Genomic DNA, 20,041 nt, shown 5'->3' with positions numbered 1-20,041 from the left:
AAATTTAGGAGGATTTTTTTATGTCGCAAAAAGGTAAACTAGATTTGAGAATTCTTGTAGAAGCCTCTATCTGTGCTGCTCTTGCTATGGTACTTTCAGCGTTGAAAGTTAACATTGGCTGGATTGATATCAGTCTAGGCCAAACCATCATTGTATTATTTGGTCTAAGACGTGGTTTATGTCCTGGATTATTAGCTGGACTTCTTTGGGGACTCTTACATTTTGTAACCGGACAAGTATACTATCTATCACTTTCTCAAGTAATTATTGAGTATATAGTAGCATTTGTATTCGGAGGAACAGCAGGTATCTTCAGATCAAAATTGAAATCAAATACAACATTTTGGATAGTTGTAGCTAGCTTCTTTGCAACTTTCGCAAGATTCTTCTGGCACTTTGTCGCTGGTGTAATTTTCTGGAGTCAATATGCATGGAAAGGTTGGGGAGCTGTATCTTACTCTTTAGTTATTAATGGTACTAGTGCCCTTCTAACTGCATTAATTGCAAGTATAGTTGTATCATTTATTGTTAACCAGTTTCCAAAAATCTTGCAACCATGATATAATTAACCGTGATATACCTCACGGTTATTTTTTATTATCAAGAAAGAGAGAAATATAACAAAATGAAAGATTGGTTTATTAGAATGTTTAAGGGTGTAATCATTGCCCTTGGATTTATATTACCCGGAGTCTCGGGAGGCGTACTTGCAGCGATTTTAGGCTTATATGATAGAATGCTTCATTTCCTTGCCCATATTCGCGAAAACTTTAAAGAAAATTTCCTATACTTCCTACCTGTTGGAATTGGTGGAATACTTGGAATCGGTATTTTATCAGCTCCACTTGAATATCTCTTAGCAAATTATCAGGTCATTGTCCTATGGGGATTTGCTGGGGCAATCGTTGGTAGTATTCCTTCACTTTGGCGTGAAGCATCTAGTAAGCAAGGCGGCCAACATACGAGAGCAGATTTAACCTGGTTAATAGGTAGCTTTATTGCTGGTGGTTTATTCTTATATTTCATGCCTTATATGTTTGGCACACTACCTGCAAACTTTGCTACATTTATCTTAGCAGGAGCTCTTATCGCACTTGGAGTGCTAGTCCCTGGGCTAAGTCCTTCAAACTTCCTTCTAATATTGGGTTTGTACGGCCCTATGCTTGCTGGATTTAAGAATTTTGATCTTCTAGGCGTCTTCCTTCCAATTACTATTGGTGGAATACTTGCAATATTACTATTTTCAAAACTTATGGAGTATCTCTTAGAACACTACTATTCACGCGTCTACCACTTTATCATTGGTATTGTATTAGCAAGTACACTACTTATTCTAATACCAAATCCTAGATCTGCTGAATCTATTTCTTACACAGGAGCTGGGTTTGGAACATTTATCATCTCACTTATCCTTTTTGGACTGGGAGTTCTATTAGGCCTTTGGATGAGTGGATTAGAAGAGAAATACAAATAGAAAGAATTATTTATGGCTAAGAAAAAACATAAAAAAACCTTAGTTGAACAAATTCTATATAAGGCAGATATTGCTCACATAGGCATGGAAATAAATGCATTAGAAGGTGAAAAACCAGATAATGTATTAGAAGATGACATCTATAAAACCTTAGCACTCATCGGAAATAATACTGGACCAGTAATAGGAATCATTCCAATCACTCAACACCTATCCTATAAAAAGTTAGCAACTGCTAGTGGCAATAAAAAAGTTGCCATGATACCACTTAAAGATCTTCAAAAAACAACTGGTTATATTCACGGAGCCAATAACCCTGTTGGAATCTGGCAAACTAAGAAATTCCCAATTTTCATTGATACAATAGCTCAAGATAAAGAATTCATGATTGTATCTGCGGGTGAAGTTGGGAAAAGTATCCAGATAAATCCTCAGGAATTAGCAAATTTTGTTAATGCTGAGTTTGCTGATTTAATAGAGTAATTTATAAGCACTTCTCAATACTTAGAGAGGTGCTTATTTTTTGTTCTTTTTATAAAAAGTATTGCAAAAATTCTGTAAAGTGATATTATTTTAGTAAACCTATAATAATTAAGAGGTTTACTAAAATACATGTGCTTTAAACTAATTAATAACTAGCTCTTCGTGTATTTTTAATTAAAAAACTTTATGCCAAAATCACTTAAGTCTCTACCAACTCAAGTGATATGAAAGAAATTTGCCATCAACAGATTTCTTTTTTTTTTTACTTTTTTAATATATCGTTGACAGTTATATCGGAAGATGATATATTAACTGTATCGGATACCGATATAAATAAAAAAGGGAAATAATTAGGTGAGGAAATAAGATGGAAAAAAAAGTTAAAAAATTTTTTCTCTTCTGGCAGTTTGATGAAGAAGAAAAATGGCTAAATGATATGTCCGCACAGGGTTGGCAACTTACAGAAATCAAAAGAACAAAATATACATTTAAGAGTTGTCAGCCAAATACATATATCTATAAAATTGACTATTTAGATAATAGTAAAGAAAAAAATCAAGAATACTTAAATTCTATCCAATCCTTTGGAATCGAAAAAGTTGGTCAAACATATAATTTGTTATATCTATCTATGGAAAATGAAAATTCTAGTGATCAAGTATTTGAACTTTTTCCAGATAAGCAGTACCGTATTAATTTTTTAAATAAACTTCTAAAATCTAGTACAATGACTATTTCTTGTTTTATATTAAATCTTCTTTTAGTATCATCAAATACAGAATTAATGCTAGCTCCTTATATTTCCACAGCACTTATAATCTTGATAATTATATGGTTAAGTGGATTATCAAAAATCAACAAAAAGAAAAATGTTCTCGAAAAAAGTAATTAATTGACTAATGAGGTTATAAGATGGAAAAAACTGTTTACATAAAATCAAATGATTTTGTTAAAGAAGAAGAATATTTGAATAATTTAGCAAAAGAAGGATGGCGCTTAAAAAGAATTTCTTCTACTAAATATTATTTATCTGATTGTCAACCTGATAGATATCAATATAAAATATATTTTACTGATAGAAATCAAAAAGAGACAAAAAAATATATTGATTTTTTAAAAGAAATGAATATAAGATATATAGGACGAAATAGCGAAAAATTATATTTAGAGAAAGAGGCCTCAGATGGGGATTTCGACTTATTCTCTGATAATGTATCAAAGACTAACTATCTAAACAGAGTAGAAAAATATCTTTGGTCATCCTTTTTAGCATTTTCGTGCATCATGTTATTTACTTTTATTCCAGCTATTAAAGAATTTCCAGCATGGACGATTACAAGAAAACTATTGTTCTCATTTGGATTTTTGGCAATTAGTATTTTAGTTATAATGCAACTAAGCAGAATTTATAAAATTCATAAAAGCAAAAAAGAGATTGAAAAAGAACAGATAATCAGTGAGTGAGGTTAGGATGACAGAGAAAAAAATATTTAAAACATTTCTTTTTTGGAATTTTGATAAAGAAGAAAAATGGTTAAATGATATGTCCGCACAGGGTTGGCAACTTGAGAAGGTTAAATTTTCTTTTTATTATAAGTTTTACAAAGGAAAACCTAATGAATATACATATCGATTGGACTATTTAAATGGTGGTAAAAAGAAAAATAAAGAATATCTAGACTTTCTGCAATCATTTGATGTCCAAAAAGTTGGCCAATATTTAAATTGGGTATATTTAGCAAAAGAAAACACTGATAATGAAGAAGAATTTGAACTTTTCTCAGATAACCAATCTAGGATTGACTATTTAAATAAGTTGATAAGACTTTCTATAATATTATTAGTCTTTTCAATACTACTTTTTCTATACTCATTACTATTTCGTGGCACAAAATATTATAAATTACTTTTTATATTATCAATTGTTGATATTTTAATGTGGGTACTGTGTTACTTCAAACTTGATGAAAAAAAGAAAATATTAAAAAATGAAAATATAGTTAGTGAGTGAGGGAAAATGGCTAAATTAAAAAAAATAGTATTAACTGAGGCTGTCTACTATATCTTACTGTCTCTTTATGAGCCCTTGCATGGCTACGGAATAATGCAAAATACTGAAGAGATGTCAGGCGGTAGGGTTAAACTTGCTGCAGGAACACTTTATGGAGCCTTAAATACTCTAGTTGATAAAGAATGGATTGTTGAACTCGAAGAAGCCGATAATTCGCGTAAAAAAGAATACTTAATAACTGACCAAGGAAAAACAGTTGTTCAAGATGAAATCAAAAGACTGCAGGAATTATTAGACAATGGACTAAAAGTAACTGAAGAATATTAATAAGGAAAAAAAATGAAAAAAGAAAAAACATTATCCGAAAATTTATTTGATTTAATAAAAATTTTTGTACTCGTAATCATAGCATCATTACCTATGACTACTGTTCTAATCGCATCTACAGCAAGCAAAAACTATCCATCTTATATAAATTGGATAATCGCATTTATGATAATCGCATTCATATCCTTAATAATACGATTACTCCTTAATTATTATAAAAATATCTCTGGAATGAGCCTTCATTCATTTTCCAAAAAGGATATTCTGATGGACATATTATATCTAGTAGCATTCAGAGTTATATTTAGGGTTTTATCATTAGCAAATTCTATTATTTTTCACAATAGTAGTAGTAGTAACGACAAAATTTTATTTGATATGATAAACAACATATCTTTAGAATATTTTATCGTTTTTATTCTTTCACTTGTTGTATTTGCACCTTTCATGGAGGAGTTAATTTTCCGCGGAATCTTTACCTCACTATTCTTTCAAAATAAATATAAAACTCTGACGATAATAATTAGCTCAATAGGATTTGCACTAATACATGGTTTTGATAATATCATAAGTTTCACAATCTATTTCTTAATGGGGCTAACATTATATCTTGCATATAAAAGAAGATGGAACTTAGCAGATTCAATTCTTGTACATGCTTTAAACAACTCTATTGGAGCTGTTATATTAACTTTGATCTACTTTAACATCGTATGATATTTTAAATTTAACCTACATATCAAACAAGGCTTCCCTTACAAATAGTAATGGAAGCCTTGTTTATATTAAAATAAATTTACGATAATACCTATCCCAAAATAAATATTATCGTGCTATAATTAATTTATGATTTTAAAAATATTCGCCTTAATTTACCCAATAATAGTAATATTGCTGGTAAGTTTATTCTTTCGTTTCTTTCACATTAGAAGCTTTTCAAAATTTAGGGTTCCTGATTTAGCGACCTTCTTTATTATATTTGGAATTCGCTTCTTTTCCCTAAAGTTTACGCAGATGAGCGCGCTTCCTTATTTTCTAATCATCATATCAATAGTTGGATTAATTATTTTATTTAATCAACTATTTAGATTACGTCGATTTGATCTAGGATCTTTTATTAAGCTATTCTGGCGTTTAACTTTCTTTATCGCCCTTGCATTTTTCTATGCAATGGTAATTATTTCATTCATCAAATAATTACTTATTTCCAAGTTCTTGTAATAGAACTTGGAATTCTTCATTTGTAAAAGTAATTCCTTTACCCATTTTTGTATGATCTGGACTCCATGAACGGATATCGTACTTAGCAGGTGCACCGTTCCACGATACACGATTTAGCTCCTTAGTCCACCCCTTTTCATTTTCAGATAATACAATCAATGATTCTTCAATTTCAAATTTTAATTCTGCCATAATTAATACCTTCCTTATATTTATATACGTATTTATAATTTAAATTTTTCATCTTAAAAACGCCAATGGCGTTTTTTTAATATTCTAAGCGCTGAATCTCGACTCCTGTATACTCTTTAACGGCATCGATTGCATGATGATAGCGAGCAAGATAGCCATATTCATCACGTCCTCCATCTCCCTTATCATCAAGCACAACAACCTTGTTCATAAGACCGAATTCATCAAGTTGACGCATCAATTCTTCATGGAATTCATAGCGACTTTCTTCCCAAACCATGTTTCTAAAGCCGTCATTAACATATTTAGTAATTGGCGGAATAACTAAGATTAAATCCATTTTTTCCTGTCTAATAGTTCTTTGGAAAAGTGGTTCTAAATCTTCTTGTTCTTCTTTTGATAAATATAGTTTTGCATAAACTCGTGTCACTATAGCATCCGTGTCCAAAAAGACAATTCCGTTATTAGATGGTGAACAAATTTCATTTGAGTTTGCATCATATTGTCCTAAAATTAGGCGTGCATAGTCATCCAAACGCAATTCATCATCATCAATATTTGAAACTTCTTCATAATAACGAGCATACTCTTCCGAAAATGGTGCACTTATAGAACGTGCCAAACGACGAACGAGAGTTGATTTACCGGTTGATGCTCCACCCATTAAGGTAACAACTTTTGAAAAGTGACGACGAAATACACGGTTAATATCATTCCAATGAGCTTGTGGGTTTTCACGAATCATAGTTGAAGATATTAAAATATCATGGCGATCTGCTCTCTCTACTGAGTAAGTATTACCATCATCTATTGGAAAACGTTTTGAAAGCTCTGTTACATATTCCTCTTCACCAACATAGAAAGTAACATGGAGATTCTTCTGAATTGTGTTTTCGTAAATCAAACTTAATAAGCGTTCAGTCCACACATCCCATCCATCTGGCATTGGTGGCATTCCGTTTTCATCAAGTTTCGCTACTTTAATGTCTGCTTCATCATTGAAGGCCTGACGTAAATAACGGTATCTTTTTTCTAAATTAAGACCAATCTTATCTCCACGATCCCCATCATAACCCGAGGCTACGAGTAGAACACCTTCGTTTAAGGCAGCTGTTTTATATATCTGTTGTTGGTGTCCAATATGAAGAGGAGCAAAAGTTCCGAAATATATTCCGATTTTTTGTCCTTTTAATTTTCCTTTTGAAATATTATTAGTAGTCATAAATCTAACCTTTTTTATTTAATATCCTTTTCATTTTATCTCTAATCGCGTACCAAACATAAATACCGTAGAGTGAGTTAATAAACATCATTGAATTAAGTACAAGCATTGACAAGGCTGATGATCCACCTTCTGCTAAGCGTATACTCCATATAATTATATTTATTATATTAACTGTTAGCCAAAAAATCCACTGAGAACTATAGCCATAGGTCATCAAAAATTGTGCAATAATTGACGCTGGGAGAATAGCTGAGCTCAACCAAACTAAATTACCACCCGCTTTAATTGAAAAATAAACCATGGCAAAGTAAAGAACAATTGCTCCTACAAATGATAAGACTGCTGCTTTTCTTGATAATTTTTTTGGTTCAATTTCTGTAGTAGAGGCATGCTCCATTACCTTTTGCCAAGCATAAATCCCTATAAATTGCATAAGCAAGTGAAATGTTTGCGAAACAATATCGCCAATAAGCATATTATTTACTGCTACTGCTAGCCAAGAAACACAGGAACCTATTCCCCATAAATAGTTAGTCAACTTTCCACGCGCAATCAAAATTAAATTCACAATCGTGAAAACTCCCGTAACAAATCCGAGCAATCCACCTGAGCCATTTTTATCAAAAATAAAGGCTAAAAAAACTGAGAAAATCATGAAAGATAGCAATAGCTTTTCATTTAGGTCAAGGCTTTTAAGTTCCTCCCAAATACGTTTTGGATTAAATACCTCTTTCATTCCTCTAAGAAAAATATCCATGTGACTCCTTATACTAAACATTTTCTTAATTATATCAAAAAAATGAGGCTAGTGCTTTGAGCACTACTTCCTCATTTCAATACATTTATTATTTAACCTTGAAATTAATCTTATCATTGGAAATACCAATAGTTACTGTATCTCCTTCTTTAATCTCACCTACCAATAATTTCTCGCTTAGTTTATCTTCAAATTCTCTTTGAATTGCACGGCGTAGTGGACGGGCACCATATTCAGGATCAAACCCTATTTTGGCAATATGTTTTGCTGCTGTAGGTGTAACTTTTAAGTTAATATTTTGTTCCTTCAAACGTTCAATTACTGATTTAGCCATTAATTTAACAATATCTTGAACTTCACCTTCTGTTAAATTGTGGAAGACTAAAGTTTCGTCAACACGATTTAAGAATTCAGGTCTATATGCTTTCTTCAATTCTTCTAAAATGCGTGACTTCATAGCCTTGTAGTCAGCAGCTGAATCTTTAGCACCAAAACCGACAGTCTTTTCATCCCTAAGAGCAGTAGCCCCAATATTACTAGTCATAATAATGATAGTATTTCTAAAATCAATTTTACGACCCTTGCTATCCGTAACAAAACCGTCATCAAGAATTTGTAGAAGGATATTAAAGACATCTGGATGGGCTTTTTCAATCTCATCAAGAAGAACTACTGAATAAGGTTTTTGACGAACTTTTTCCGTAAGCTGTCCACCTTCATCAAAACCTACATATCCTGGGGGAGCTCCAATCAAACGACTAGTAGAGAATTTTTCCATGTATTCACTCATGTCAACGCGAATAAGATTGTCTTCACTACCAAATACTGAGGCACTTAAGGCTTTTGCAAGTTCAGTTTTACCAACACCAGTAGGTCCTAAGAACATAAATGAACCAATAGGACGTCTTGGGTCACTTACACCACTTCTTGAACGACGAATTGCACGACTAACAGCTCCGATAGCTTCATCTTGTCCAATCACACGTTCGTGTAATTCAGATTCTAGTCTTACTAAACGGCTTGCTTCTGATTGTGTCATTTGACTAACAGGAACACCTGAAAGATCACTAACAACTTCAATGATATCAAGTTCTGTAACTTTTGTATCGTTAGTCTTTTTCTTACGTGATAAATGCTTATCAAGTTTTTTCTCAATTAAAGACTTTTGCTCTCTTAATTCTTTAATTTCTAATAACTCATGACTCAGAAATGCTAAATCAATTTTTTCATCAATATCTTTCAACTCTTCTTGAGATTTTTGATAAGTATCGTCATGTTCTAAATTATTAATCTTAACACGAGCAGACGCTTCATCTAAAAGATCAATTGCCTTATCTGGTAATTTACGATTGGGCATGTAACGTACACTGTTCTTGACTGCTGCATCAATCGCTGAATCTTCTATTTTTAAACTATGATACTCTTCATACTTAGACTTAAGGCCTGAAAGAATTGCAACCGTATCATCAGCACTAGGTTCTTCAACCACAACACGCGCTAGGCGTCTTTCTAATGCTGAGTCTTTCTCGATTTTCTTCTGGTATTCATCGAATGTTGTTGAACCTATTAATTGTAAATCGCCACGAGCAAGAGCTGGTTTTAGAATATTAGATGCATCAAGTGTTCCATCCATTCCTCCGCCTGAACTCATAATTGTATGAATTTCATCAATAAACAAGATAACATCATCTGAACTACTTACCTCATCGATGATTGCTGTCATACGATCTTCGAATTCGCCGCGGAACTTAGTACCAGCAAGAACTGCCGAAATTTCAAGCGACATTAAGCGTTTGTTCTGCAAATCTTCTGGAACATCATTTGTCACAAGTTTGATTGCAAGGCCTTCCGCAATAGCAGTCTTACCAACACCTGGTTCTCCAACAAGAACTGGGTTGTTTTTCGTACGACGACTTAAAATTTGCAGTACACGTTCTACTTCTTTATCGCGTCCTATCATCGGATCCATCTTACCATCACGGGCAAGTTTGGTCATATCACGCGCCACACTGTCTAAAGTCGGCGTCTTACTATTTGGATCAACAGCACCTGCGACCTGTCTCTTAGAGGCTGGCGTTACTGCTTTACGATTGATAATGGGACGAATATCTAAACGAGTCTTCTCAAGAAATTCCTTCAATAGTTTGTTAACATTGACACCAAGTGTAGTCAAAATCCTATGAGCATATGAGTCTGAGTCTGAGACCAAAATATAAAATAGGTGGTCTGTGCCAATCTCATTTTTTCCATTTTCATTTGCTAAATACTGAGAAAGTCCAAGCAGTTCTTCAAGTCTTGGTGAAAAACTTGTTGTAGTTTTTTTAGAAAGCTCTGGCAAACCTAAACTAGCAGTTTCAAGTTCAATATCGATATCTTCTTTTTCAAGACCTTGATTGTGGATACTTGCTGAACCATGATTATCATAAAAGTCGGCAAAAGCCGCTAACAAATGCCCACTTCCAATTACCGTCGTTTTATACTCTAATGCAATTTGCTCTGCTTCAGATAGTATCGCCTCGACAGTAGGAGTAAATTTTAATTTATTATTATATTTCATCTTCTCTATCCAATCTTCGTAAAAACGATTTTAACATTGCTGATCTAAAGGCGTCTGAATCCTTCGAATCAAAGTTTGAATCACTCAACATTGCTAGTACAAAATTTCCTTCTCGATATGAAATCAACTCTTCTTCAAAAAGAAATTGCACTATATCTTTAGCCACTTTTTCACTCAATAAAAGTGGTATTTTTTCATTTAATTCTTGCAAAAGAACATGCTTGTTAGAATATTTAATTTTAACAATTTTAATATATCCTCCGCCACCACGTTTACTTTCAACTTCATAACCTCGAGGTAAGGTAAAACGAGTTTTTATGACATAATTAATCTGACTAGGTACTACATCAAAAGTTTCTGCGAGCTCTGAACGTTTTATTTCAATCTCTGCAGTGGCTTCCAAAAGCTTTTTGAGGTACTCCTCAATCATGTCTGATGTATTTTTCGCACTCATTTTATCCTCCTTTCTTAACGTCAAAAATCATTGACCTATTTTGACCTTAATATATATTATAACCAAATTTCTTAAAAAAAGCTAAAGAAACAATTGTTAATAGAAGATAAAATGGTCTTCTTTAGGAAGAGTCTAACTAATGAGTAAAATGTATATTCCATATACACTTTACTATCTAAAAGAAGAAATAAACAGCGAAAAACCGAGTGCGACTGAAACTATCAACTTTAGTTGATTAAGTCTCATCGACATCGACTTATCTGTAAATCATAATAAGTCTGGCTAAAATATATTATCTATTAGAGTATAATAGACAACGAAAAACCGAGCGCGACTTCTACTTGCAAGTTTTACTTGCATTAGTAGAATCGACATCGACTTATCTATAAAAATTCAATAAGTAAGACAATTCATATTATCAGATTGTACTAACTTAATAAGGAAGAAAATAGTGCCTTAAATCTTGCAAGCTTGCTTGCTCTAGTTTTACGGACATCGACTTATCTGCAAATCACATTAAATCTTACTAAAATATATTATCTAAATGGAAGCAAATAAACAACGAAAAACCGAGTGCGACTTCTACTTGCAAGTTTTACTTGCATTAGTAGAATCGACATCGACTTATCTGTAAATCACAATAAATCTTACTAAAATATATTATCTATTAGAATATAATAAAAAGCGAAAAACCGAGTGGAGGCTCGGTTTTTCTAGGAGTTTTTTATTTAAGGAGTTTTGTTAATCCTACTTGTAATTTGAGTAAAAACTAGTTGCTAACTTGATAACAAGTTTGCTCTGTGGTTCTTGAAATTACACCAATAGAATCAACGATTTATGAAAAAAGTTTACGAGCTTCACACCCGTTGGTTTGTTTATAGAAGGTGTATCACCTGTCTATGTATATATAATATATTTTTTCTTAAATTAATTCATCAGTCCTAAGTCCTATTTTTGAAATTTCAGCAATCATTTAATAATAGTTTGATAGATTGCCCTTTATAACCTCATCTTTTTGTTATCAATTATTGATTCTTTACCATTCTCTAATTTCACTAAATATCACGCTACATTAATCAAATACATCAATTTCTGACAAATTATTTCGCAAAATTTGATAGTCAGGATTTGTATCCCAATTTTTATCTTCAAAAACTTTTTGTGCTTCTTTGCGTGCTACTTCTACAATGTTATAGTCATTTACCAAATCGGCTACAGCAAATTCTGGAAGACCGGATTGACGAGTACCAAAAATTTCTCCAGATCCTCTCATCTTTAAGTCTTCCTCCGCCAAAACAAAACCATTATTGGTTTCAGTCATAATTTTCATGCGCTGTTTACCCTGGTCAGTTTTAGGATTGGCGACGAGTATTGCATAAGATTTCTTGCTTCCACGACCGACACGACCACGTAACTGATGAAGCTGACTAAGTCCAAAGCGATCAGCATCCATAATAACCATTATTGTAGCATTAGGAACATTGACACCAACCTCAATAACTGTAGTAGATACTAGAACATCATAATTTTTGTTCTTAAAATCATCCATTATTGAATCTTTTTCATCAGGCTTCATGCGACCATGCAAAAGTGCAACATTTACATCCTGACCAAAATAATCCGTTAACTCTTGATAAAGATCCTGAGCATTTTTCAAATCAAGTGCTTCGCTCTCTTCAATCAAAGGAGAGATGAAATAAACTTGCGCCTTCTTATCAAGTTCCTCTTTAATCCAGGGAAGGACTTGTTCAAGTTGCTCATGCCTAACCCATCTAGTCGTTATTGGGATGCGCCCCGCTGGAAGCTCATCAATGATTGACACATCCATATCTCCAAAGGCTGTGATAGCGAGGGTACGTGGTATGGGAGTTGCCGTCATCATCAAAACATCTGGGTTAATTCCCTTTTCCCTTAAAACTTTCCTCTGATTAACCCCAAAACGGTGCTGTTCGTCAGTAATAACCAAACCAAGATTATTGTAGCTTACACTATCTTGAATAAGGGCATGGGTACCTACAATCATATCAATAGTTCCTTTTTCAAGGTCTTCCAAAGTCTGACGTTTAAGAGCTGGCTTCATCCCACTAGTCAAAAGTCCAACATTTAATTCTGGGAAAAGAGTTTGCAAGCTTTCAAGGTGTTGATTAGCTAAAATTTCAGTTGGAACCATCATAGCTGACTGATATCCACCAGTATAAGCTGCGTACATTCCTATTGAAGCGACTGCTGTTTTACCGGATCCTACATCTCCCTGCAAAAGACGATTCATGTGACTAACTGAACTCATATCTGTCAAAATTTCAGTCAGTGCCATATTTTGAGCATTTGTTAGCTCAAAAGGTAGTTGATTTATCTTTGCATCAACGAGCTTTTCATCATACGATATCTGGATGCCCGCCGTTAATTTTTTTTCTTTAAATCTGAGAGCCTGTAATTTCAATTGAAAATAGAATAACTCTTCAAATTTCAATCGTCTCATAGCTTGTTTATGAGCTTCTTCGTCAAGTGGAAAATGCATCCCGAGTACCGCTTCACGTCTACCAACAAGTCTATATTTTTCAATTAAGTAATGTGGGAGACTTTCTTCCAATAAATCAATTGCTCCAGCATCAATTGCAGTTTTAATTAGAGCAACTAAGTTATTTTGCTTAACTCCCTGCATAACATGATATACAGGTTGAAAACCATTGTCTACTTGAGGCAAAATTTTCATCCCCATAATGGCAGTCTTTTTTGCATCCCACTTACCATATATAGCAATAGTTTTACCAACTTCCACCTTATCAGCTAAATAAGGTTGGTTAAAAAATGAGACAGAAATAACTGCTTCTTCCTGTTTAATTTTGAAAGATAAACGATTCTTTTTAAAACCGTAAAATTGAACATTCGCTGGCGTGACAACTTCTCCAACAATAGTAGCTCTTTCTCCGTCCATCAATTCAAAGATTGAACGACTAGCAAAGTCGTCATATCTGAAAGGAAAATAGCAGATTAAATCTTCAATTGTATATATTCCTAATTTTTGATATTTTTCCAATGACTTGGGGCCTACACCCTTCAAGTATTGAATCGAGTCTGTAAGTTTCATAATTTAAGTATAACACAATTGAAAAATTGTATAGAAAAAGAGACCAAAAGTCTCTTTGAAATTTTAATTTTATTCAACACTAAAGAGGTATGGATATACCGGTTGACCACCTTCATGAAGTTCAACCTCAATTTCAGGATTCCCTTCTTCAAGGTCTTCTGCAAGTCCTTCAATAAAGTCTCTGTCACCATCTTCACCAACATAGATTGAAACAATTTCACTTTCAATATCAATCATTTTATCAAATGATGCCATGATTGAATCGTACATACTTGGAGTTGAAGCAACGATTTTGTTATCAACCATTCCAAGAATATCACCTTCATGAATTTCAAGTCCATCAATAGTTGTATCACGAACAGCATGAGTAACTTGTCCACTAACTACATCATCAAGTGCAGAAGTCATACGTTCTTTGTTTTCTTCCAATGATTTACTTGGATCAAAACTCAACATTGATGTAAATCCTTGAGGCACTGTCTTAGTTTCAATAACTACTGTTGGTACTTCAACAACATCTGCTGCCGTCTCAGCTGCCATGAAGATGTTTTTGTTATTTGGTAAAATGATGAAGTTTTTAGCATTAACTTCTTCAATTGCCTTAACAATATCTTCAGTTGATGGGTTCATTGTTTGACCACCAGATATAACATAGTCAACACCTAAATCTTTAAATATAGTAGCTAGACCATCACCTGCAGCAATAGCAATTACACCAAATTCTTTTGCTGGTTGATTTTTAGCTTCTTCAGCACTTGCCTCTTTTTCAAGAACAGCATCATGTTGATTACGCATATTATCAACTTTTACTTTTACAAGGCTACCATATTGTAGACCTTCTTGCATAACAAGTCCTGGATCTTCAGTATGAACATGAACTTTAACAATTTCATCATCATTTACTACTAGTAATGAATCACCAATTTCATTTAAGTATGAACGGAATTCATCATAGTCAAATTCCTTTTTAGCAGTTGGGCCTTTCCCTAATGCAACCATGATTTCAGTACAATATCCATATTTGATATCTTCTGTTGCTACATGGCCTGCTACTGCTTTATGATGTTCAGCATTCACCATTTCATCCATAACAGCTGGAGTTGCAGTAAAATCTTCGCTTTCAATATATTCGCCAGTTGCGGCAGCTAAAAAACCTTCATAAATATAAGTAAGTCCTTGACCACCTGAATCAACTACACCAACTTCTTTAAGAACTGGAAGCATGTCTGGTGTCTTTGCAAGAGCAACTTTTGCACCCTCAAGAGTGGCACGTAATACTTCAATTGCATCATCAGTTTCATTTGCTTTTTTAAGTGCATAAGTTGCAGCACCGCGGGCAACTGTCAGAATCGTTCCTTCAACAGGTTTCATAACAGCTTTATAGGCAACTTCAACACCATTTTGAAGAGCGGCAGCTAAATCATGACCATCTAATTCGTCAAGATCTGCAACTTTTTGTCCAAATCCACGGAATAATTGACTTAAAATAACCCCACTATTACCACGGGCACCCATAAGTAAACCTTTTGAAAGGATTTGAGCCACTTCACCTACTGTTGAAGCAGGTCTGTCAGCAACTTCTTTAGCACCATTTGTAATTGTCATTCCCATATTTGTACCAGTATCACCATCAGGAACTGGGAAAACATTTAGAGAATTCACATATTCTGCTTGACTATTTAAGCGACTACTGGCCGCCTGAATCATTTCTTGAAATAAGCTTGCATTTATATTTGACATTTTACTCAGATACCACCTTCACATCCTGCACAAAAACATTTACTGTACTTGCAACTATACCTAGTTGATTTTCTAAATTAAATTTAACTCGTTCTTGAATGTTTTTTGCAACTTCATTTATCTTAACTCCATAGCTTACAACAACATATACATCAACAATAACTCCAGTTTCATCATTCGAAACGACTACACCTTTTGAGTAATTTTCTTGACGTAAAATGACTTTGAAGCTATCTTTAACAGCTCGTTGGCTTGTCATACCAACTACACCGAAAATCTCAGTTGTACTTGCACCTACGACTGTTGAAATCACGTCATTATCAATTTCAACATAACCGTTTTTTGTATTAATAGTAACAGCCATTTTTTCTGCTCCTTAGAATTTAATCGTAATAAGTGTACCATAATTTCAAAAAATAAAAAAGCCGTGACTAAACACGACGGACTTTTTATTCTATTGATTAATCAATAATAATTAGATACGTTCAACTTTACCTGATTTAAGTGCACGAGCTGAAGCCCAAACTTTTTTAGGTTTTCCATCAATAAGAACTGTAACTTTTTGTAAGTTAGGTTTTACTTGACGTTTAGTTTTATTCATAGCGTGTGAACGGTTGTTTCCTGATACAGTCTTACGACCTGTAAAGTAACATACTTTAGCCATCTTTATATCTCCTATTTATTTTTTCGTTAATCATAGATAACATACTAGCCTATTTTATCATAAATTTGCTCCATTGCAAGTACTTTGCGATAAAAAATTGCAAAAGAAATATTTCAGTTCCATAAGTTAGAAACATTAAAATAAGTAAAAGCAGTCCTAAACAGACTACTTTTAGCTATTTTTAATTTTCTTAATGTAATTATAAGTCTTTCTGTGAATTGCATTAGGATTGTTATCATAAATTTTTGCAAGCTCACAAATGATGGTTGGAATAATTGAAAGAACTACAATTATTAACCAATGAATTGGTGCAATGCTAGTCATACCAAAGATCCCTCTTATGGGTGTTAAAACTAATAAGGCAAACACTGCTATCATTGCAAAGGCACTATAAACTAAAGGTTTATTAGCAGAAATAGATGTATTTTTTATCGAATCTTTACTACGCACATTAAAAATATGTAAAATAGATGTCCATCCCACCGTCAAGAATGCCATAGTTTCCCCTAAAACTAAATCTGGACCAAGACCTCCGACAGTCATCCTATCTCCAACATAAAAGGCAATCAATGATACAATCGCACACACTAAAGTCTGTCTTAGAATCATATTGAGCATACTTGGTGTAAAAATACTTGCATCACGTTTAATAGGTTTCTTAGCCATTATATCTTCATCAGATTGCTCGTTAGCAAGTTGTAGGCCTGGAATACCATCACCTAGTAAGTTAATAAGCAGAAGCATTACTGGTGTTAAAACGATTCCCCAACCTGCAATTTGAGCAAAGAGCATAATAAATATCTCACTTAAGTTACATACTAGAAGGAAGAGGATTGTCTTTTTTATATTCTCGTAAACATTACGTCCAACCTCAACTGCTTCAACAATTGTTGAGAAGTTATCATCGGTTAAAATCATATCTGAGGCATTTTTTGCTACCTCCGTACCAGTTTGCCCCATGGCTATACCAACATCTGCAGCTTTCAGAGCTGGAGCATCATTTACTCCATCACCTGTCATAGCAACAACCTCACCTTGAGCCTGCCAGGCCTCAACAATCCGAATTTTATCCTCTGGCGAAACCCTTGCATACACTGCGTAATTTCTAACAGTATCGTTTAACTCGACATCTGAAATTTCTGCTAAAGCTGAACCAGTTAAAACTTTCTTACCTTCAGTTAAAATACCAATCTCTTTTGCAATAGCAGCTGCTGTGGCTGCGTGGTCTCCCGTAATCATTACCGTTGTGATTCCTGCTTTTTTAGCCTTAGCAATCGCTTCTTTAACTTCTGGGCGTGGTGGATCAATTAGACCAATTAAACCAACAAACTCCATATCAGTTTCCAATGCTTCAAGATTATCCATTTCTGGAATCTCTTTAACCTTTTTCACTGCAAGTGCAATGACACGAAGCGCCTTATCTGCATATGAGTCATGAACTTCGGAAATCTTTTCCCATTGTTTTTCATCACGCACAATAGGTATACGGTCAAGTGCTCCCTTGGTAATTACTAGGTAGCCATCATCTTCTTTATATACCACAGTCATTCTTTTTCTTTGGGACGAAAAAGGAATTTCAGCTACTTTTTCATATTGGCTTTCAAGATCTTTTTTGTCAAATCCCTTGTCATTCAATAAACTGATGATTGCAAGTTCCGTGGCATCACCAATATACTGTATTTGACCATCTTCTTTTGTTTCAATACTTGCATTACTAGCTAAAGCTAGTTGTTTTAACATTTTCTCTTCCTCAACATTAAATTCTGACTTTGCAAGAACAGATTGATTCTTATTAAACCAAAGTTCTTGAATTGTCATTTTATTTTGAGTAAGAGTACCTGTTTTATCTGAACAAATAACAGATGTATTCCCTAGTGTCTCAACTGCTGGCAATTTACGAATTAACGCATTCTTACTAACCATTTTTTGAACTCCGTTTGTCAATGACAGAGTTACAATCAACGATAGTGTTTCAGGAACGGCAGCAACAGCAAGGGAAATCGCAACCATAATCATTTCATCAAAACTAGAACCACCACGTAGACCTATAGCTAACAAGAAGAAGGCTGAGCCGATAGCAATCCACGAAATAACTCTACCTAAAGAATTTAATCTTAATTGAAGGGGAGTTTTTAAATTCTCACTATTATTTAAGTGGCCAGCGATTTGTCCCATTTGAGTATTCATTCCAGTATCAGTAACAACCGCCTTACCATGACCCGCTGTCACTACTGTACTTGAAAACACCATATTTTTTTGGTCACCAACGGCTACCGTACCATCAATAATTAAACTTGCATCTTTTTCAACCGGCTCGCTCTCACCTGTCAAAGCAGCTTCATCACAGGAAAGACCTGTTGCTTCTACAAGTCTAGCATCACTTGGAACAACACTACCAGTTTCTAAAATGATAATATCTCCTGGAACCAATTCGGTTGCTTCAATACTTATACGCATACCGTCTCTCAAGACCAAGCAATTTGGTGCATTCATATCAGCTAAGGCATCTAATGCTTTTTCTGCCTTTCCTTCTTGTGTAATTGCAAGGACAACGTTTAATATAACGACTGCTAGGATAACTATCGGTTCAATAAATCCTTCATTTTCCTTGATTGCTAGTAAAAATGATAAGGCTGTCGCCACCAGCAAAACAATTGTCGATACATCACTTAATTGATGTAAAATTCTTTTAAATAAACTTGTCTTCTGCTCTACTTCAAAAATATTTTTACCATATTTTTCTTGTCTGTCTTTTACTTGATTTTCTGTTAGTCCTACCTCTGCATTTGTATCCAGTTGACTAACGACTTTATCTAAGTTTTCACTATACCATTTCTTCATATCTATCTCTCCTTTTCAGTAGGTATCTCATTCAAGATTTCATTAATTTATCTGCATTTTCTTCTTCAGAAATTCAGGCCTATTGACAGCTTAGAGTTGGAAATCTCCTTGAATGAAGCTTTCTAAACTATATTTTTAAATTTTTGGTTCTAAAGAATACAAAAAGGTGCAATTCCCCAGGGAATCACACCTTTTCCATCTCATTTGGTCTTGGGGATCAAATAAGATCTAAGTTTTATTTCAATTTGTTGTTTTCCATGATTTCATCAATGAAGCCATATTCAAGAGTTTCTTGGGCACTCATCCAGTTATCACGTTCAGCATCCTTATTAATCTTCTTAAGAGTTTGACCAGAATTTTCAGCAAGAATCTTTTCTAAAGTATTACGTGTTTTAAGTAAATGTTCAGCAGCGATGGCCATATCAGTTTGTTGAGTACCTCCACCAGTACCACCCATCGGTTGGTGAATCATATATTCAGCATGTGGTAACATGAAACGTTTACCCTTAGTACCACTTGAAGCAATGATTGTACCCATACTTGCTGCCATACCCATAACAATTGTTTGGACATCAGACTTGATGAAGTTCATTGTATCAACAATTGCAAGACCTGCACTTACAGATCCACCAGGTGTATTTACATAAAGATAGATATCTTTAGTACTATCTTGAGCATCTAAGAAAAGTAATTGGGCAATTACTGTATTTGCCATATTATCTTCAACTTCTCCAGTAAGCATAATAATGCGGTCTTTCAAAAGACGAGAATAGATGTCATATGCGCGTTCTCCGCGGCTTGATTGTTCAATGACTGTTGGAACTAAATTCATTTTATCTCCTTTAAAATACTTGTTTATTCTAAAAAGTTAACTTTGATTACCTTATCAATTTAAGGCTACTATTTAATTTTACAATATTGGTCAGTTAAGGTCAAATATATTGTCTAACCTTATAAAAGCTAAGTTTTTTAAAATTGATTCATTATTAATTATACAGAAATATTTT

At 33.8% G+C, this 20,041-nt stretch carries 20 protein-coding genes; 9 read left to right on the top strand and 11 right to left on the bottom strand.

Annotated features, from left to right (window positions below; translation table 11 throughout):
- Window positions 1–20: 20 nt before the first annotated feature.
- From thiT to BG262_RS10365, 9 genes are all read left to right on the top strand, one after another.
- Window positions 21–560 (top strand): energy-coupled thiamine transporter ThiT, encoded by a 540-nt coding sequence (thiT, locus tag BG262_RS04425; protein ID WP_070787669.1) that lies wholly within the window; start codon window positions 21–23, stop codon window positions 558–560.
- 29 nt (window positions 561–589) lie between these two features.
- A complete protein-coding gene (locus tag BG262_RS04420) occupies window positions 590–1,474 on the top strand; it encodes a DUF368 domain-containing protein (RefSeq protein WP_158006643.1) in 885 nt (294 codons plus the stop codon).
- A 12-nt stretch (window positions 1,475–1,486) separates the two neighbouring features.
- Window positions 1,487–1,957 carry an aminoacyl-tRNA deacylase gene (locus tag BG262_RS04415; protein ID WP_070787667.1) on the top strand — a complete coding sequence of 157 codons (471 nt, stop codon included), beginning with the start codon at window positions 1,487–1,489 and terminating at the stop codon, window positions 1,955–1,957.
- A 367-nt stretch (window positions 1,958–2,324) separates the two neighbouring features.
- Complete coding sequence (locus BG262_RS04410) at window positions 2,325–2,849, top strand: DUF2812 domain-containing protein (protein WP_070787666.1); 525 nt, start codon at window positions 2,325–2,327, stop codon at window positions 2,847–2,849.
- Window positions 2,850–2,869: 20 nt separating this feature from the next.
- Complete coding sequence (locus tag BG262_RS04405) at window positions 2,870–3,421, top strand: DUF2812 domain-containing protein (protein WP_070787665.1); 552 nt, start codon at window positions 2,870–2,872, stop codon at window positions 3,419–3,421.
- Window positions 3,422–3,428: 7 nt separating this feature from the next.
- Window positions 3,429–3,968, top strand: a complete 540-nt coding sequence (locus tag BG262_RS04400; RefSeq protein ID WP_070787664.1) for a DUF2812 domain-containing protein — start codon at window positions 3,429–3,431, stop codon at window positions 3,966–3,968.
- Between the two features lie 6 nt (window positions 3,969–3,974).
- Window positions 3,975–4,295, top strand: coding sequence for a PadR family transcriptional regulator (locus tag BG262_RS04395; protein WP_070787663.1), 321 nt, complete (start codon window positions 3,975–3,977; stop codon window positions 4,293–4,295).
- A gap of 12 nt (window positions 4,296–4,307) precedes the next feature.
- Window positions 4,308–5,012 (top strand): CPBP family intramembrane glutamic endopeptidase, encoded by a 705-nt coding sequence (locus tag BG262_RS04390; protein WP_070787662.1) that lies wholly within the window; start codon window positions 4,308–4,310, stop codon window positions 5,010–5,012.
- Window positions 5,013–5,141: 129 nt separating this feature from the next.
- Complete coding sequence (locus BG262_RS10365) at window positions 5,142–5,492, top strand: DUF3397 family protein (protein ID WP_083312897.1); 351 nt, start codon at window positions 5,142–5,144, stop codon at window positions 5,490–5,492.
- On the opposite strand, the gene BG262_RS04385 is transcribed toward BG262_RS10365, so the two are convergent.
- The 11 genes from BG262_RS04385 to BG262_RS04335 form a co-directional block, all read right to left on the bottom strand.
- A complete protein-coding gene (locus BG262_RS04385) occupies window positions 5,493–5,708 on the bottom strand; it encodes a YdbC family protein (RefSeq protein WP_070787661.1) in 216 nt (71 codons plus the stop codon).
- A 76-nt stretch (window positions 5,709–5,784) separates the two neighbouring features.
- Entirely contained in the window at window positions 5,785–6,930 is a 1,146-nt protein-coding gene (locus BG262_RS04380) for a nicotinamide-nucleotide adenylyltransferase (protein WP_070787660.1), read from the bottom strand.
- A gap of 4 nt (window positions 6,931–6,934) precedes the next feature.
- Complete coding sequence (pnuC, locus tag BG262_RS04375; protein WP_158006642.1) at window positions 6,935–7,690, bottom strand: nicotinamide riboside transporter PnuC; 756 nt, start codon at window positions 7,688–7,690, stop codon at window positions 6,935–6,937.
- 88 nt (window positions 7,691–7,778) lie between these two features.
- On the bottom strand, window positions 7,779–10,247 hold the full coding sequence (locus BG262_RS04370; RefSeq protein ID WP_070787658.1) for an ATP-dependent Clp protease ATP-binding subunit: 2,469 nt from the start codon (window positions 10,245–10,247) through the stop codon (window positions 7,779–7,781).
- Complete coding sequence (locus BG262_RS04365) at window positions 10,237–10,701, bottom strand: CtsR family transcriptional regulator (protein ID WP_070787657.1); 465 nt, start codon at window positions 10,699–10,701, stop codon at window positions 10,237–10,239. The genes BG262_RS04370 and BG262_RS04365 overlap by 11 nt, the downstream gene beginning before the upstream one ends.
- Before the next feature lie 1,072 nt (window positions 10,702–11,773).
- Window positions 11,774–13,789, bottom strand: coding sequence for an ATP-dependent DNA helicase RecG (gene recG, locus BG262_RS04360; protein ID WP_070787656.1), 2,016 nt, complete (start codon window positions 13,787–13,789; stop codon window positions 11,774–11,776).
- A 69-nt stretch (window positions 13,790–13,858) separates the two neighbouring features.
- Window positions 13,859–15,529, bottom strand: a complete 1,671-nt coding sequence (locus tag BG262_RS04355; RefSeq protein ID WP_070787655.1) for a DAK2 domain-containing protein — start codon at window positions 15,527–15,529, stop codon at window positions 13,859–13,861.
- 1 nt (window position 15,530) lies between these two features.
- Window positions 15,531–15,893, bottom strand: a complete 363-nt coding sequence (locus tag BG262_RS04350) for an Asp23/Gls24 family envelope stress response protein (protein WP_070787654.1) — start codon at window positions 15,891–15,893, stop codon at window positions 15,531–15,533.
- 111 nt (window positions 15,894–16,004) lie between these two features.
- Window positions 16,005–16,193: a 50S ribosomal protein L28 gene (rpmB, locus tag BG262_RS04345; RefSeq protein ID WP_070787653.1), complete on the bottom strand. Its 189-nt coding sequence runs from the start codon at window positions 16,191–16,193 to the stop codon at window positions 16,005–16,007.
- A gap of 171 nt (window positions 16,194–16,364) precedes the next feature.
- Window positions 16,365–19,034: a cation-translocating P-type ATPase gene (locus tag BG262_RS04340; RefSeq protein ID WP_070787652.1), complete on the bottom strand. Its 2,670-nt coding sequence runs from the start codon at window positions 19,032–19,034 to the stop codon at window positions 16,365–16,367.
- Between the two features lie 235 nt (window positions 19,035–19,269).
- On the bottom strand, window positions 19,270–19,866 hold the full coding sequence (locus BG262_RS04335; RefSeq protein WP_070787651.1) for an ATP-dependent Clp protease proteolytic subunit: 597 nt from the start codon (window positions 19,864–19,866) through the stop codon (window positions 19,270–19,272).
- Between the last annotated feature and the right edge of the window lie 175 nt (window positions 19,867–20,041).

Source organism: Floricoccus penangensis (assembly GCF_001832885.1).
Taxonomy (GTDB): domain Bacteria; phylum Bacillota; class Bacilli; order Lactobacillales; family Streptococcaceae; genus Floricoccus; species Floricoccus penangensis.
This window is presented reverse-complemented; position numbering and strand designations above follow the sequence as displayed.